This is a genomic window from Pseudomonas sp. MWU13-2100, from assembly GCF_023242365.1.
GTDB lineage: Bacteria > Pseudomonadota > Gammaproteobacteria > Pseudomonadales > Pseudomonadaceae > Aquipseudomonas.
The window spans coordinates 18,457-34,443 of the sequence record NZ_JALLIX010000043.1 but is presented as its reverse complement, the minus strand read 5'-3'; the positions used below and the strand labels follow the sequence as shown (position 1 = coordinate 34,443).

The 15,987-nt window shown below is 60.6% G+C and carries 13 protein-coding genes; 5 read left to right on the top strand and 8 right to left on the bottom strand.

All coding sequences use genetic code 11. The annotated features are described in order from the left end of the window. Nucleotides 1-209: 209 nt before the first annotated feature. The 3 genes from M5B99_RS24080 to M5B99_RS24070 form a co-directional block, all read right to left on the bottom strand. Nucleotides 210-596, bottom strand: a complete 387-nt coding sequence (locus M5B99_RS24080) for a DUF3077 domain-containing protein (RefSeq protein WP_248806408.1) — start codon at nt 594-596, stop codon at nt 210-212. 551 nt (nt 597-1,147) lie between these two features. Continuing rightward, on the bottom strand, nt 1,148-1,633 hold the full coding sequence (locus M5B99_RS24075; protein WP_248806407.1) for an RICIN domain-containing protein: 486 nt from the start codon (nt 1,631-1,633) through the stop codon (nt 1,148-1,150). 441 nt (nt 1,634-2,074) lie between these two features. Then, the gene (locus M5B99_RS24070) at nt 2,075-2,746 is read right to left on the bottom strand and encodes a polysaccharide lyase family 7 protein (protein WP_248806406.1); all 672 of its coding nucleotides are present in this window, start codon (nt 2,744-2,746) and stop codon (nt 2,075-2,077) included. Nucleotides 2,747-3,054: 308 nt separating this feature from the next. Here M5B99_RS24070 and M5B99_RS24065 point away from each other — a divergent pair, with 308 nt between their 5' ends. The 4 genes from M5B99_RS24065 to M5B99_RS24050 all read left to right on the top strand — a co-directional run bounded on the left by M5B99_RS24065 (nt 3,055) and on the right by M5B99_RS24050 (nt 6,549). Next, complete coding sequence (locus M5B99_RS24065; protein ID WP_248806405.1) at nt 3,055-3,294, top strand: hypothetical protein; 240 nt, start codon at nt 3,055-3,057, stop codon at nt 3,292-3,294. 235 nt (nt 3,295-3,529) lie between these two features. Next, on the top strand, nt 3,530-5,653 hold the full coding sequence (locus M5B99_RS24060) for a putative bifunctional diguanylate cyclase/phosphodiesterase (protein WP_248806404.1): 2,124 nt from the start codon (nt 3,530-3,532) through the stop codon (nt 5,651-5,653). Nucleotides 5,654-5,696: 43 nt separating this feature from the next. After that, entirely contained in the window at nt 5,697-6,206 is a 510-nt protein-coding gene (locus M5B99_RS24055; protein ID WP_248806403.1) for a YgjP-like metallopeptidase domain-containing protein, read from the top strand. Nucleotides 6,207-6,252: 46 nt separating this feature from the next. Beyond that, the gene (locus M5B99_RS24050) at nt 6,253-6,549 is read left to right on the top strand and encodes a winged helix-turn-helix domain-containing protein (RefSeq protein WP_248806402.1); all 297 of its coding nucleotides are present in this window, start codon (nt 6,253-6,255) and stop codon (nt 6,547-6,549) included. A 143-nt stretch (nt 6,550-6,692) separates the two neighbouring features. On the opposite strand, the gene M5B99_RS24045 is transcribed toward M5B99_RS24050, so the two are convergent. After that, nucleotides 6,693-7,145, bottom strand: a complete 453-nt coding sequence (locus M5B99_RS24045) for a GNAT family N-acetyltransferase (RefSeq protein WP_248806401.1) — start codon at nt 7,143-7,145, stop codon at nt 6,693-6,695. A gap of 320 nt (nt 7,146-7,465) precedes the next feature. Between M5B99_RS24045 and M5B99_RS24040 the strand changes: the two genes are divergently transcribed. Continuing rightward, on the top strand, nt 7,466-8,203 hold the full coding sequence (locus tag M5B99_RS24040) for a substrate-binding periplasmic protein (protein WP_248806400.1): 738 nt from the start codon (nt 7,466-7,468) through the stop codon (nt 8,201-8,203). 231 nt (nt 8,204-8,434) lie between these two features. Here the strand turns inward: M5B99_RS24040 and yccS are convergent, their stop codons facing one another. The 4 genes from yccS to mdtD form a co-directional block, all read right to left on the bottom strand. Next, complete coding sequence (gene yccS / locus M5B99_RS24035) at nt 8,435-10,627, bottom strand: YccS family putative transporter (protein ID WP_248806399.1); 2,193 nt, start codon at nt 10,625-10,627, stop codon at nt 8,435-8,437. A gap of 389 nt (nt 10,628-11,016) precedes the next feature. Beyond that, nucleotides 11,017-12,195 (bottom strand): NAD(P)/FAD-dependent oxidoreductase, encoded by a 1,179-nt coding sequence (locus M5B99_RS24030; protein WP_248806398.1) that lies wholly within the window; start codon nt 12,193-12,195, stop codon nt 11,017-11,019. 252 nt (nt 12,196-12,447) lie between these two features. Then, nucleotides 12,448-13,785 (bottom strand): ATP-dependent RNA helicase DbpA, encoded by a 1,338-nt coding sequence (gene dbpA / locus M5B99_RS24025; protein WP_248806428.1) that lies wholly within the window; start codon nt 13,783-13,785, stop codon nt 12,448-12,450. Between the two features lie 360 nt (nt 13,786-14,145). Next, nucleotides 14,146-15,576, bottom strand: coding sequence for a multidrug transporter subunit MdtD (gene mdtD / locus M5B99_RS24020; protein ID WP_248806397.1), 1,431 nt, complete (start codon nt 15,574-15,576; stop codon nt 14,146-14,148). Between the last annotated feature and the right edge of the window lie 411 nt (nt 15,577-15,987).

The following is a 15,987-nucleotide window of genomic DNA, read 5'->3' as shown; positions in this document are numbered from 1 at the left end:
GCGGATATTTGTGGCGAGCGGGCTTGCCCGCGTTCGACTGCGCAGCAGTCGTAAAACCATGGTCCCGGGTATGTCTGATACACCGTGATTGCAGGTTTTGGGGGCGCTTCGCACCCCAGCGCGGGCAAGCCCGCTCGCCACAAGGTCCGGCTCGGCCTCACATTTTATTTGCTGACGGACATTAGCCCTTCTGGTTCTGTTTTGAAGCTTTACGTCGACCGTATGACCTCGCCTTCCAGCAATGCATCCACCACCGCCCGGGCCATTTCCACGGAGCGGACCATGGAGCCGATCAGGCCGCGCTCGATGCCGCTGGCCTCGGTGATTTCATCGGAGATTTCTTCCGCGCCAATCAGCAGCAGAGAAACATGCCGCAACGCTTCTTCGGCACTGATTCCTGGACGCACGGCAAACAGCGGGTGGTCTTTTCCGTCGAGGCAACCAAAGGTGCTCAGGCCGGTGGAGGGCAGGGTGTCCAGGAGGGGACGTTTGCTGTCGCGCATCACTTGCAGCAAGGCCTCGTTGGTTTCCTTGAGGATCGCGGTGATGCGCTGGCGGGTGTAGTTGATGGGTGGGGCGGGGACGAGCTTTTTCATGATTCATGACTTCCTGTGGATGACAAGAAGCTGCCGGCTCTCACTTCCACGCAAGAAGGTGGCAGCTGTACGCAGGTGTGGAAGACCGGGCCACAGAAAACCCCGGCGCACCCGAAGGTACCCCGCGCACAGCCGCCATGACACGAACGAACAGTCGTATTCGTATTTGAGCGTCTGTGCACTTTTCTGTGCTTCGGACTTCCACATCCGACCACTGATCGGCAGTGGTGAACGAAGACTAGACGCGAAGAATTCAAGGGCGCAAGCCGCTCAGGGGTGATTACAATTTTCTAGGAAATGCCCTGCAAATGACAGTGTAGAATTCTGACAGGTCGTTTCTGTTGATCACTTAAGGGCATTGGATCTGAAATGATACGGTGTGGAAACGGGGCTTGGTCCGGGCGACGTCCCGACGAAGCTTTTAGTGGTATCAAGAGCGGATGCAATCGAATCGTTGAGCAGGGCGATGCGCCAATAGACCCGCAATCGGCGCATCTTTCCCAATGCGGTGACTGGCACCCTTGCGCTATCAATACAGCTTTACTATGACTTTAAAGGTCCCTTATTTTTATCAGTTTGAATTTCTGGTTTCTCGACTCTTGATTGGGCCAAACGATAATAGGGGTGTTGTCTTTCGTGCTGGAACCTCTCACGTCCATAACTTTGCTGCCAGCTTCGATAAAAACAAATTCATCGTCTGCTTTCTTAAAGGTCCACATATTTGGATATGTAGTGTTGTCAGATTTGGCAATTACCCAGTCGTCGCTAGTTGTGAGTGATAAATGAGCGTGTTTTCCATTCTTAATCCGGTATTTGCCGTTGGGTGCTTGATGGATTTGCCACGTGGACTCGGGTTCATCATTGGCGTGATACAGCTTAACATTATGGGTGCGGTCGCTATTTTCAGTGAGTGCCATGTCCACAAGACTGGAGTTGTTTAAAGCTGTGCGAATCTTATAGACGCCGGCTGTAACTTGAAAAAGCGTCTCAGGGGCGCCCTTGGGCGTCTGCTCAGGAGATGTGCTTTCTTTTTTCATGATGGGTTTCCTTATTCATCGTGTAGTACAGGCGTGATGTTTACTGGATAGACATTGTTTTCGGAGTGACACCACGTAGACCAAAGCCTCAGGGAAAATACACTTCTGATGGCTCGTTGCTGAACATGTTGATCGGGCGTTGCAAACTGGTCTACTGTCAGAAGTGACAGGTTTATAGACGGTTTTCGAATAGTAAGTAGTGCCTTGAAATATAAATCCGTGTTTTAAGTAGTACGTGAAGTTGGGGGGCGAGCGGGCAAGCCCCAATGCCGCTCAATTAAGGAAATAGAATTATTGAAAACGCCACATGATCGGTAGGCGCGGCCGGTCGACGTTCGATTGTCCGCGAAGATTTTAGCGGTCTCAGGGACCCCTTCGTGGGCAAGCTCCGCTCCCACAGGGTAAGTGTTCGGGCTCAATGAGCCGTATGACTGGCCGACCTCAGCTCTTCACATGATCAATATCGAGCTTGTAGAAGGTCACCTTCCCGCCCTCGCTGGTATAGCCGGTATTGTCCTGCACATAGACCCCAGCCTTGAAATACAGTGGCTTTACCCGCCAGGTGCTGCTGATCTGGGTGTACCAGGACGCGTCGGCGGCCTGCACGCTCAGGTAGCCGCCACGGCTCAGGTGAATCACATAAGTGAAGGCTTTATCCAACGGCACATTATCGGCAATCTCGATCACCCGGCTTTTCTTGTCATCGGGGTGGTTGCGGATCTTGACCACGATGATCCCGCTCTTGCGGCTGTCCTTGTACTGGTACTCGACCTTGAGCATCGGCTGGGTGCTGTTGTAGGCATGGATCTGGCCGACGACGATCTTGCCCGACGAGGGCACCTGGTTCACCGCCAGGGTGGCGCGCAGGTAGTTGTTGGATTCGCCGTACAACCAGTTGCGCAGCCGGCCGTCGGGCCAGGTTTCGCGCAATTCGCTGCGTGGGTAGATGGCGTTTTCGGTCTTGGAGCCGGTGACCGGCGACCAGAAGAACAAGGTGCCGGTATCGGAGTGAAAGTATTGATCCTTGAAGCCCTGTACCAGCTTGGGCGTATCGATCGTCGCCGGCGGGGTGCCGACGGGAACACTCAGGTTCCAGGTTGTCAGGTCGATCATGTCTGTTCCTTCCTTGTCAGCCGCTTGCGCGCAGAGCCGCGATTCAGTCTGGGAAAATTCAGACAAACCGCTTTGGCCCGCGCTTTCGGCGTCCTTTATAACGGTTGAACGATAGTTTGTTAACGCCGATCCGGCGAACGGTTGACGTCAAACCGCCGACGAACAGGAGGCTTATGGCCATACATAGAATGATCGTGTTGGTCTTTTATTAAGAAGCGATATAAACACCTGTTATTTATGACAGTTGTTTTTCAACAGGCGAATTCACAGGATAAGGGTCCGGTAGTTAATAAGAAAAGGGTTGCACTATGGACAAAAAGGAAGCACAGAACGAGCCTGAATATCTGAAGTACTTCAAGCGCAAACAAAAGATCAACCTGCGCGGCAGGCTGCACGGCGGACCGGTGGAGTCCGAACGCGGCGAGCTGTGTGGCATCGACTGGACGCACCGAACGCTGACTTATCACGGCGAATTCGGCTTATACAACACGGTGCGTTTCGACGAAATCTACGAAATTGAACCAATTGCACAATACAGGACCTCATAACACTGACCGGCCGTATTGACGGTCGTCACCGTGGTACGACGCGGGCTTGCGGCCTGAGGCGTTTTCCGAGCCGTGTCCGAGTGGTGATGAACGACCGTTAGTCGGGAGATCGTAGTCGTGCCTGGATGATGGCCTATTGCTCACTACGCTTTGCACAATCCCGGTCTAGAGTAGTCCTTAGGTTTAGCCCGGTTTCGTTGATTTCCGGTGGAGTCCCCCGAACAAGAGAAGCAGCATGGATTGCGTGCAACAGATACCCGGTGATGGTAGTTCCGTCCTTCTGGTCGTCGATGATTACCCTGAAAATCTGATCAGCATGCGTGCCTTGCTGGAACGTCAGGATTGGCAGGTGGTCACTGCCGCCTCAGGCATTGAGGCACTGACGTTACTGCTTGAGCATGAGATTGACCTCGTGCTGCTGGATGTACAGATGCCCGGGATGGATGGTTTTGAAGTGGCCCGCCTGATGCGCGGCAGCCAGCGGACCCGCCTCACCCCGATTATTTTCCTCACCGCCAACGAGCAGTCCCAGGACGCTGTGATCAAGGGCTATGCCAGTGGCGCGGTGGATTACCTGTTCAAACCGTTCAACCCCGATATCCTCAGGCCCAAGGTCCAGGCGTTGCTGGAGCAGCAGCGCAACCGCCGGGCCTTGCAATGCCTGAGTCGCGATCTGGAAGCCGCGCGGGCGTTCAATGCCTCGGTGCTGGAGAATGCCGCCGAAGGCATTCTGGTGGTCAACGAAGACGGCACGATCCGCTTCGCCAACCCGGCGATTTCGCGTTTGCTCAACCTGTCGCTGGACGTCCTGGCCGGCCAGCCGTTCCTGGATTTCCTGCAAAACCCGCACTTTCCCGACTGGCACAGCTCATTGCTCTACGAGGAGTACCGCAAGGGCGAAACCTATCGCCTGCATGATGCGTACTTGCGCACCAGCCAGGACCAGATGCTGCCGGTGGCCTTGTCCTGCGCGCCGCTGCCCGCCGACCAGAAGGCCATGGTGGTGACGGTGCTGGACATGTCAGTGGTACGGCACTTGCACCAGCAGCTGGAGTTCCAGGCGGTCACCGACCCGTTGACCGGCTTGCTCAATCGCCGGGGTTTCTACCAGACGGCGGAAAATACCTTGCGTCGCAGCGACGGTGCGGACAAGTCCCTGGTGCTGATGTACCTGGACCTCGATGGCTTCAAGCGGGTCAACGATTCCCTTGGGCACGAAGCCGGCGACCGGGTATTGCGCTGGGTGTCGGAGCAGTTGAAGTCCTGCCTCAATCCGTTCGATATTCTCGCGCGCATGGGCGGTGACGAGTTCACCACCTTGCTCAATCTGGAGCACCCGGAGCAGGCGGCGAGAATCGCCGAGCGGCTGATCGAGCGGGTATCGATCCGCCAGCAGATCGACGGCATGGAAATGACACTCGGGGTCAGTATCGGCATTGCCACCTACCCCGATTGCGGGTCCAACCTCGATGGCCTGCTGCGGGCGGCGGACATTGCCATGTATGAGGCCAAACGCGCCGGTCGCCAGCAGTATCGCTACTACGATCATGAGATGAACGGCCGCGCCCGCTCGCGCCTGATGCTGGAGGAAAGTGTCCGCTCAGCGATCGAGAGCAAGGAGTTCAAGATGGTCTACCAGCCCCAGGTGTCCCTGGAGGACGGTCACCTGCGCGGGTTCGAGGCGTTACTGCGCTGGCACCATCCGAGTGTCGGCGATGTGCCGCCGGGGTTGTTCCTGCCCTTGCTGGAAGAGGTGCGGTTGATCAGCCGGCTCGGCAGTTGGATCTATCGCCAGGCGGCGACCCAGCGGCATGCCTGGAACGGTGTGTTCGCCGAGGACCTGGTGCTGAGCGTCAGCCTGAGCGCCACGCAGTTCAGCATGCCGAACCTGGCGGATGAGTTGCAGGAGGTGTTGGAGCGCCATGACCTGCGTGCGCACCAGCTGGAAGTTGAGGTGACGGAGGCGGCGCTGATGCAGGACTACGAGGCTTCGCGCAAGCAACTGCGGCGGATCCGCGCCCAGGGGGTGCGCGTGGCCCTGGACGATTTCGGTTCGGGACACTGTTCGCTTAACCATTTGCGCGACCTCGAGTTGGACACGCTCAAGCTCGACCGCCTGTTGATCGCCAAGATCCTCGAGTCACCGCGGGATGCGGCCCTGGCCCGTACCGTGATCGACCTGTGCCAGCAATTCGGCTTGCTGGTGATCGCCGAAGGCGTGGAAACCGTGGAGCAATGGCAGTGGCTCAAGGCCAATGGTTGTCCGATGGTCCAGGGATTCCTGGTGGCCCGGCCGCTGACGGCCAAGGACGCCACCGGCTTCGGTTCGGTGTTTGACTGGAGCGCGTTGTCCGCTTGAATTCGCTACACTGGTTTCTTTTTCGGTGTACGTAAGGCCTGTCATGACTGTGCTGAAATACCTTCAGGCTTATCCCACGTCCTTGCAGGAACAGGTCCGCCAGATGATTGCCCGGGACGCCCTGGGCGACTACCTGAGCCAGCGTTATCCGGAGCGGCACGCGGTGCAGAGCGACAAGGCGCTGTACAGCTATGCCCTGGCATTGAAGCAGGAACATCTGCGTAACGCGCCGGCCATCGACAAGGTGCTCTTCGATAACCGCCTGGACCTGACTCACCGCGCGCTTGGCCTGCACACGGCGATCTCGCGGGTCCAGGGCGGCAAGCTCAAGGCCAAGAAGGAAATCCGCATCGCCTCGTTGTTCAAGGAGGCGGCGCCGCAGTTTCTGAAGATGATCGTGGTGCACGAGCTGGCACACCTCAAGGAATCCGATCACAACAAGGCGTTCTACCAGCTGTGCGAATACATGCAGCCCGGTTATCACCAACTGGAGTTCGACCTGCGGGTGTACCTGACCTGGCGCGATCTGCAGGGCAAGCCTGCAGCGCCATAGGTTTGAGCAGGGGCATGGGCAGAAGGTCAACGATAAGGACTAACGGATGGACGTCAGCAAGACCAAGAGCAGTTTCTACCGCCGTTTGTACGTGGCGTGGCTGATCGACAGCGAGATTGCCAGCAGTGTTCCGGCTCTCATCGAAGCCACCGGCATGCCACGGCGCACGGCGCAGGATACGATCCTGGCCCTGGCGGACCTGGACATCATCTGCGCGTTCGAACAGGAAGACGGCGCGCGCAATCACGCAGGGCAGTACCGGATTCGCAGTTGGGGGGCTATCGACAAAAGCTGGATCGGTCGCAACCTGGCCTCGATCAAGCAGGTGCTGGGCTATCCCTGAGTTTTGGCGGTGTCTGTGCTGGCCCCTTCGCGGGCAAGCTCCGCTCCCACAGGTTTGCGGGTCTAACTGACTTCTACGTGTTACCACGGACATTGTGGAAGCGGAGCTTGCCCGCGAAGAGGCCCTGCAGAGCAGCACAAACCTCAGCTTTTGCGCATCCCGATATGCGGGATATCGTCTTCCAGATACACCTCTCCCGCCACCGCGAACCCATAACGTCCGTAATAGACCTGCAAGTGCGCCTGGGCCGACAGATAGATCGGTACCCCTGGCCAAAGCCTCTCGCAACGCTTCAAGGCCTGGGCCATCAGCTCGTGCCCCAGGCCCTGGCCGCGGGCCTCGGGGGCGATCACCACGCGCCCGATCACCACATCGCCGCCCTGGGAAACCGGGTCGAGCAGACGCAGGTAAGCCACCAGTCGCTCATCGCGCCAGCCCATCAGGTGGTAGGTGTCGCCCTCCAGATCGCGTCCGTCGACCTCCTGGTAGGGACATTTTTGTTCGACCACGAAGACTTCGGTACGCAGTTGCAGGACGCTGTACAACTGCTCCTTGCTCAGGTCGCCATGATGTTTGCAGAGCCAGTCGATGGTCATGCTCGCCTCGGGATTCAATAACTTGATAGCGATACTAGGCGTGTTATCCGAGGTCGCCAACCGCGAATTTTTTTAGCTCGGCCGGGCTGGAGCTGGAAGACTCCTTGCAGGGGCGAACAGCTGTGTCGGTTCGCTGACGGCTACTTGATATCATTGGCTTTGCTCGCCATCGCCATCTTTGTGTAATCTGCTGAGCCGTGCTTTTGCTCTGGCTCGGATGAGCTAATGTTAGGACCAGGGACGTAGCCGGTTGCTTTCAGACGGGCTCCTCCGGCTTCGGCTAACTCTGCTGGGCTATGTGCCCGCTAAGGATCTTTGGCATGCCGCGATTGCATCGAGCGTTTGCTTTGCTTGGATTGCTGCTGCTTTCACAGGGCGCCGCCGCGGAAAAGTTGCGGTTGGTGGCCGATGGTTGGCCGCCGTTCACCGATGCGACACTGGTCAATGGTGGCCTGGCCACCGATATCGTCAGCACGGCGCTGGCGCGGGCCGGTTATGCCAGCGACTTCGAACAGGTGCCTTGGGCGCGGGCGCTCAAGGGTGTGGGCGAAGGGCGCTATGACGTGCTGATCAATGCCTGGTACAGCGACGAACGCACCTTGCTGGGGCAGTTCTCGGCCGAGTACCTGGTCAATCGCGTGTTGTTCCTCAAGCGCAAGGAGTCGGCCATCGAGTTCGATCACTTGAGCCAGTTGCACGGGCTGCCGATTGCGGTGGTGCGCGACTATGCCTATAGCGCCGAATTCGACGGCGACGCGCAGTTGCAGAAGATTCCGGTGCACAACTTTGCCATGGCCGTGCGCATGCTGGCGGCCGACCGCGTGAAGCTGACCCTGGAAGATGAGTATGTGGCCCGCTACTACCTCAAGAGTGAGGCGCCACGGGTGCGCAACGCCGTGGAGTTTCTGCCCAAACCGATGAGCGAGAACAGCCTGCATATCCTGGTCAGCCTGAAGAATCCGCAGCATGCGCAGATTGTCGCCGGCTTCGACCGCGAGATCGCGGCGATGAAGGCTGACGGCAGCTATGAGCGCCTGCTCAAGCTGCACGGGATGTGAAAGCATCCCGCCAACCCCGGTGGGAGCCGATTTGCCGGCGATGGCGGTCATAAGGGCGATGCAAGGCTCAAGGGCCCATTCGCGGGCAAGCCCTGCTCCTACAGGGTTTTGTCGTACGCGAAATCTGTGTCCGGTGCGGTTATGTAGGCGCCTGGCCAGCCAGCGAAGCTTTTGGCGGTCTTGAGGGCCTGATCGCTGGCAAGCCGGCTCCTACAGGGAAATATGGTGCTTTCAAGATTCTGCGTTTTCTTCCGGGTTTTTGATCAGGTGCGCCGCCAGGGTGCGTAGCGGCCCCAACTGGCGGCAGATCAGCGCCAGTTGGGTTTGCACCAGCCGCTGGATCTCGTCGATCTCGTCCGGCATCTGTTCCAGCTCATTGGCCAGGGCTTCCTCGGCATCGCTTTGAATGGCGATAGGGGTCTTGTTCGCCAGCCCGACGGCAATCTCTTCGATACTCGCCGCCAAGGTGCTGCCAGCACCCTCGAGCAGATGATCGCGCACGGCTTCCGGCAACTGGTTGTCGCGGTGCGCGCCCAGCCCCGAGAGGTAGCTGAGCAAGGTGTGCGAGAGCACCAGGAAGCGGAACCCCACGTCGGCTTCCTTACGGAAGTGCCCCGGCTCCATCAGCATGTTTGCCAAGGTAGTCGACAGCGCCGCGTCGGCGTTGTGGGCGTTGCGCCGGGCCAGGCGGTAGGCGAGGTCGTCGCTCTTGCCCTGGGCGTATTGGCGCATGATCTGGCGCAGGTACAGGCTGTTGCAGCTCAGGGTGTTGGCCAGCACCTTGTTCAGGCGCCGACCTTGCCAGTCCGGGAGGAACAGGAATACCGCGAGGCCGGCGATCAGCGCACCCAGCAGGGTATCGAGCAGGCGCGGCAGGAACAGGCCGTAGCCGTCACCCACCTGATTGAAGCAGAACAGCACCGTCAGAGTCATGGCGGCGGTTGCCAGGGTGTAGCGGGTGGTGCGGTTGATAAAGAACACCACCCCGGCGGCGATGGTGAACAAGGCCTGGATCAAGGGGCTCGGGAACAGGTCGAACAAGGCCCAGGCGGCGGTCAGACCGATGGCCGTGCCGAGGATCCGCTGGCCCAGTTTGCGCCGGGTGGCGCCATAGCTGGGCTGGCAGACGAACAGGGTGGTGAGGATGATCCAGTAGCCCTGGGACGGATGCACCAGGTGCACCATGCCGTAGCCGATGCTCAGCGCCAGGGGTAGGCGCAGGGCGTGGCGGAACAGCAGCGAGGTCGGGGTCAGTTGGGTGCGCAGGCGCGTCCAGACGTCCTCGAAGTTGCGCGGCGAGCGGTCGAGCAGGCTGCTGTCGGTGGCGTCGGCGAGGCTGTCGGGGTTGCTCGCGTCGCTCAGCAGGCGATCGAGGGTGCCGAGGTTGGCCGCCAGGGCTCGCAGCGAACGCAGCAGGCCGCGCCAGGCCGGGTTGCTCTGGATGCGCAGGTGCTCCAGGGAGGCGTGCAGGTCGCCCAGGGCTTCGGCGAAGCTGGCGTCGTAGACGAACGGCTGGCGCAACTGGATCGATGCCGCCAGGGCCTGGCAGGCCTTGCCTTGCTCGCGCAGCAGGCGTTGGCAGCGGAACAGCACGTCGCTGTGAAAGAACGCCTCGGCCAGCGCGTTGTATGGGTAATGCGAGGAACTGGCGCGCTCGTGGATGTCCTGGGCGAGGAAGTACAGCTTCAGGTAGCGGCTGACCTTCGACCCCGGCCGGCCGTTGCCGACCCGGTGCAGGATGATTTCCTTGGCGCTGTTCAGCGCCGCCACCACCTTGCCGTTCTGTTGCGCCAACTCCAGGCGCCGGGCTTCGACGTCCAGTTGGCGGATCGGTTCGAACAGCGAGGACTTGAGCTTGAGGTAGTAGCCCAGTTCGCGGAACAGCCGGGCCAGGCTCTGTTGCACCGGCTGGTTGGAGAACATCGCCTGCCACAGCACCGAGAGCACGCCGTACCAGGCCGCGCCGGTCACCAGCAGCACCGGTTCGTGCCAGAGGTTGGCGACTTCGCCGCCGCGCTGGTCGACGCCGATCATGGTGTAGACCGAGAGGATCAGGGTCGCCGAGGCAATCGCGCCATAACGTTCGCCCAAGGCGCCGAGCATGGTCAGGGCAAAGGCCGCCAGGGCCATGGCGCAGACGAAGACCAGCGGGTAGGGGAACAGCAGCTCGACCGAAAACGCCGCGACGCTGAAGCACACCAGCGTCACCGCCAGGGCATTGAGGCGGCCTTGCCAACTGTCGTCGGTCTCGGCCAGGGCGCTGGCGATGACCCCGAGGAACAGCGGGATCAGCAGCTTCATCTCGTTCTGCAACCAGCACAGGGTCATGATGCCGGTCAGGGCGATAAACACCCGAACGCTATAGCTGAATTTGTCCAGCGCCCAGAGACGGCGCAGGGACTGGTTGAACGAGGTCGATGCCATGAAGGTGAGAGAGCCTGCCAAGCGGTTGATCTGAATGAGGGTAGACGGGCGGCATTGCAATGGCGCCACATCGGTCTACAGCAAAATTTGTTCCGTGATCAGCGATTGTCCCTGGATGTGGTCCGTTATCAGCCTGGAGGTGGGCAATTGCGTCTTGTATCGCCTGTTCGAACGCCATCGCCGGCAAGCCGGCTCCCACAATGTCCGTGGCGTGCGCCCCCCCCTGCAATCGACGCAAAACCAGCTGGAGCTGGCAGGCCGGCTCCCGCAATGTCCATGTCGTTCGCACAACTTGCAATCAACGCTGAACCTGTGGGGGCCGGCTTGCCGGCGATAAACGATGACGCGGTCTACCTGGGCTGCCGCGTCGCCTGAAGCGCCGGCAAAGGTCAGGCGAATTGCGCCGCCGCGTAGCCCGAGGCCCAGGCCCACTGGAAATTGAAACCGCCCAGATGGCCGCTGACATCCAGCACTTCGCCGATAAAATACAGCCCCGGGCTTTTCAGCGATTCCATGGTTTTCGACGACACTTCCCGGGTGTCGACGCCACCCAGGGTCACTTCGGCGGTACGATAGCCTTCGGTGCCGGCCGGCACCAGGCGCCAGTCGCCGAGTTTTTGTGCGACCTCGGCCAGCTCCGCCGGAGTGTACTGTTTCATCGGTTTTGAGACGAACCAGTGCTCGGCCAGCAGGTTGGCCATCTTCTTGGTGAACAGCTCGCCGAGCAGGGTTTTCAGTTCGCTGTTGGGCCGTTCGGCCTGTTGCTGTTGCAGCCAGTCCAGCGCGTCATGGTCCGGCAGCAGGTTGATGTGCAGGGTATCGCCGGGATTCCAGAACGAGGAAATCTGCAGGATCGCCGGGCCGCTGAGGCCGCGGTGAGTGAACAGGATATTTTCCCGGAAACTCTGCTCGTTGCAGCTCACCAGGCAATCCACCGAGGTCCCGGACAGTTCGGTGCAGAGTACCTTGAGTTGATCGGTAATGGTGAACGGTACCAGGCCCGCGCGGGTTGGTAACACCTGGTGGCCGAACTGCTTGGCCACTTGATAACCGAAGCCGGTGGCGCCCAGGGTCGGGATCGACAGGCCGCCGGTGGCGATCACCAGCGACTGGCAGGTGATCTGGCCGAGAGTGGTTTGCAGCAGATAGCCGCTTTCCAGCTTTTCGATGTGCTGGATGGCGGTGTCCAGGTGCAGGCTGACGCCGGCCTGGTCGCACTCGTCGAGGAGCATGCCGAGGATGTCGCTGGACTTGTTGTCGCAGAACAGCTGGCCGAGTTTTTTCTCGTGATAGGGCACGCCGTGCTTGGCCACCATCGCGATGAAATCCCACTGGGTGTAGCGGGCCAGGGCCGACTTGCAGAAATGCGGGTTCTGCGAGAGGAAGTTGCCGGGCTCGCTATACAGGTTGGTGAAATTGCAGCGACCGCCGCCGGACATCAGGATCTTCTTGCCGGCCTTGTTGGCGTGGTCGATCAGCATCACCTGGCGCCCGCGGGCGGCGGCGGTAAAGGCGCACATCAAGCCGGCGGCGCCGGCGCCGATGATCACAACTTCAGTAACGGGCACAACGATGTCCTCGGGAGTTCAGGTCGGGGGGGACGCGGTCTTGCAAATACAGCAGCAATCTTCAGCGCGGCACTTGAAACAATAGAGATCTCAGAACAGCACTAAACCTGTGGGAGCGGAGCTTGCCCGCGAAGCCTTTGGTGGCCTCAAGGGCCCATTCGCGGGCAAGCTCCGCTCCCACAAAAAGCGCCATCAGCTACACCCGCGGCATTCCCACCGGGGATCAGTGTGATCTCAGCATACCGATCCGTTTCAGAGAATCCGCACGCGCAGCGAGCGGCCCTTGATCTTGCCGTCGTTCAGGCGTTGCAAGGCCTGCTTGGCGACACCGCGCTCCACTGCCACATAGGCCTGGAAGTCGAAAATCGCGATCTTGCCGACCTGGGCACCGGGAATCCCGGCGTCGCCGGTCAGGGCGCCGAGGATATCGCCCGGGCGGACCTTGTCCTTGCGCCCGCCACTGATGCACAGGGTGCTCATGGCCGGCAGCAGCGGACCGCCCCCCTGGGACTTGAGGTTGTCGAGTTGGTCCCAGCTCAGCGGCGATTTCTGCACTTCCTCGATGGCCCGCGCGCGCAGGCTTTCGGACGGTGCCACCAGGCTGATAGCCAGGCCGGTCTCGCCGGCGCGGCCGGTACGGCCGACACGGTGGATATGCATCTCCGAATCACGCGCCAGCTCGACGTTGATCACCATGTCCAGCGCATCGATATCCAGGCCGCGCGCGGCCACGTCGGTGGCCACCAGTACTGAAATACTGCGGTTGGCGAACATCGCCAGGACCTGGTCGCGGTCACGCTGTTCCAGGTCTCCGTGCAGTGCAACGGCGGACACGCCCTTGGCGGTCAGGTGGTCGACGGTTTCCTGGACCTGCTGCTTGGTGAAGCAGAACGCCACGCAGGACTGCGGCCGGAAATGGTTGAGCACCTTGACCACCGCTTCCATGCGCTCTTCCGGGGAAATCTCGTAGAAGCGCTGTTCGATCTGACTGTCAGCGTGCATCGCCTCGGCCTTGACCTGCTGCGGGTTGCGCATGAACTTGGAGGCCAGTTGCTTGATGCTCACCGGGTAGGTGGCGGAGAACAGCAGGGTCTGCCGACGTTCCGGAAGCTGGGCAATGATTTCCTCGATGGCGTCGTAGAAGCCCATGTCGAGCATGCGGTCGGCTTCGTCGAGGACCAGGGTATTGAGGCCGTGCAGGACCAGCGAACCTTTGCGCAGGTGCTGCTGGATGCGTCCCGGGGTGCCGACGATGATGTGCGTGCCATGTTCCAGGGAGGCAATCTGCGGCCCCAGGGACACGCCGCCGCAGAGGGTCAGTACCTTGATGTTGTCTTCGGCGCGGGCCAGGCGACGGATTTCCTTGGCGACCTGGTCGGCCAGTTCACGGGTGGGGCAGATCACCAGCGCCTGGCAGCCGAAGAAGCGTGGGTTGATCGGGTTCAGCAGGCCGATGCCGAAGGCGGCGGTCTTGCCGCTGCCGGTCTTGGCCTGGGCGATCAGGTCCATGCCCTTGAGGATCACCGGCAAGCTTTGCGCCTGGATCGGCGTCATCTGGGCATAACCGAGGGAGTCGAGGTTAGCCAGCATGGCGGCGGACAGTGGCAAAGAGTTAAACGCGGTGGCGATGGTGGTCACGGGACTGGCCTGCAAAACAAAATGTCGCGCAGTGTATCAGTCCCGGCTCGCGGCGCTGCAAATTCTGGACGAAAAGTAGCCAGATATTAGTGGCGCTAAGCCATTTCGGGAAAGCCGGGGCTTGAACCTGCTTTTGTGGCGAGCGGGCTTGCCCGCGTTGGGCCGCGAAGTGGCCCTGAAATCAGCGACTTCATTGTGTCAGACAGAACGCAGTCACAGGTTTTTGGGGCTGCTTCACAGCCCAACGCGGGCAAGCCCGCTCGCCACATGGGGGGCCTGCCGAAGATCAGGAATGAGTATTCCGTCAGCACGTCAGTGCTCGATGTGCTGCTCCTGAACCAACTTGGCCCGCCGTCCGTCAAGGGGCGACAGCTGCAGGAAAATCGCCGAGGCGAACATCGCCATGATGCCGACGGTCAGGAAGGTCAGTTGGAAGGCGCCGAGCACGGTCTCCACGCCATCGTTGCCGACGGCGGCGGTAAAGCCGCCGAGCAGGGCGCCGGCGCACGCCACCCCGAGGCTCAGGGACAACTGCGCGACCACCGACAGCAGGCTGTTGCCGCTGCTGGCGGACTTGTCGTCGAGGTCGATCAGGGTCACGGTGTTCATCGCGGTGAATTGCAGCGAGTTGATCGCCCCGGCAATCGCCAGCATGACCAGCAGCAAGGGGTAAGGCGTGTGCTCGGTGACCAGGCCCATGACCGCGAGCACGATGCCCAGGGCCAGGGTGTTGCCGGTGAGTACGATGCGATAACCCAGGCGTTCGATCAACGGCCGGGCAATGGATTTGGCGAACATCGCCGCCGCTGCCAGCGGCAGCATGCTCATCCCGGCCTGGGACGGCGAGTAACCCAGGGCCACTTGCAGCAGCAGGGGTACCAGGAACGGCAGGGCGCCGCTGCCCAGGCGGGCGAACAGGTTGCCGAGGATGCCCACGGCAAAGGTCCGGGTCTTGAACAGTGACGGTGCGAACAACGGATTGTCGATATGTCCGGCCCGCAGCCAGTACGCGGCCAGGCACGCGAGGCCGGCGAACAATAGCAGCATCACCCGCAAGTGCGGCAGTTGCAGCTCGCCGAGGCCCTCCATGGCAATGGTGATCAGCAGCATTGCGGCGCCGAACAGCAGGAAACCGATGCCGTCGAAGCGCGTGCGTTCGCTGCCACGCAGGTCCGGGATGAACTTCCACACCGCATAGCAACCGATCAGGCCCACCGGAAGGTTGATCAGGAAGATCCAGTGCCAGGTCAGGTACTGCACCATCCAACCGCCCATGGTCGGCCCGATCAGCGGGCCGAGCAGGCCGGGGATGGTGATGAAACCCATGATCCGCACCAGCTCCGAGCGTGGGTAGGCGCGCAGCACCACCAGTCGTCCGACCGGCAGCATCAGCGAGCCGCCCAGGCCCTGGATGATTCGCGCGCTGACCAGCATGTTCAGCGAGCTCGACAGGGCACAGAGCAAGGAGCCGACGCTGAACAGCAGGATGGCGCCGAAGAAGATGCGCTTGGTGCCGAAGCGGTCGGAAATCCAGCCCGAGGCCGGGATCAGCAGGGCCACGGTAAGCATGTAGGCGATCACCACGCCCTGCATGCGCAGGGGGTTTTCCGCCAGGTCCAGGGCCATGGCCGGCAGTGCGGTGTTGAGGATGGTCCCGTCGAGGGACTGCATGAAGAAGGCAATGGCCACCACCCACGGTAGCCAGCGAGCGGTCGTTACGTCGAGAGGGGCGCGTTCGGGCATGGGCGACTCTATTTGTTAGCTGACTACGTAGTTGCAGTATGCCTGATCGGTCAGGAACGGAGTAGGCGCGCTTGATTTCTACTGTTGGACGCAAGCTCTGTGGGAGCCGGACTTATCGGAGCGCGCGAAGAGGTCGCAGCGATTGTGGGAGCCGGATTTATCCGCGAAGAGGTCCTCAAGGGCGCTAAAAGCTTCGCGGGCAAGCTCCGCTCCCACAGGGTTCTGGTTCTATACAAGCGTTGGGTGCAACGCGGAAATTGTGGGCGGCGGATTCACCGTAGCGCGCGAAGAGGTCGCAGCGATTGTGGGAGCCGGATTTATCCGCGAAGAGGCCCTCAAGGGCGCTAAAAGCTTCGCGGGCAAGCTCCGCTCCCACAGGGTTCTGATTCTATACAAGCGTTGGGTGCAACG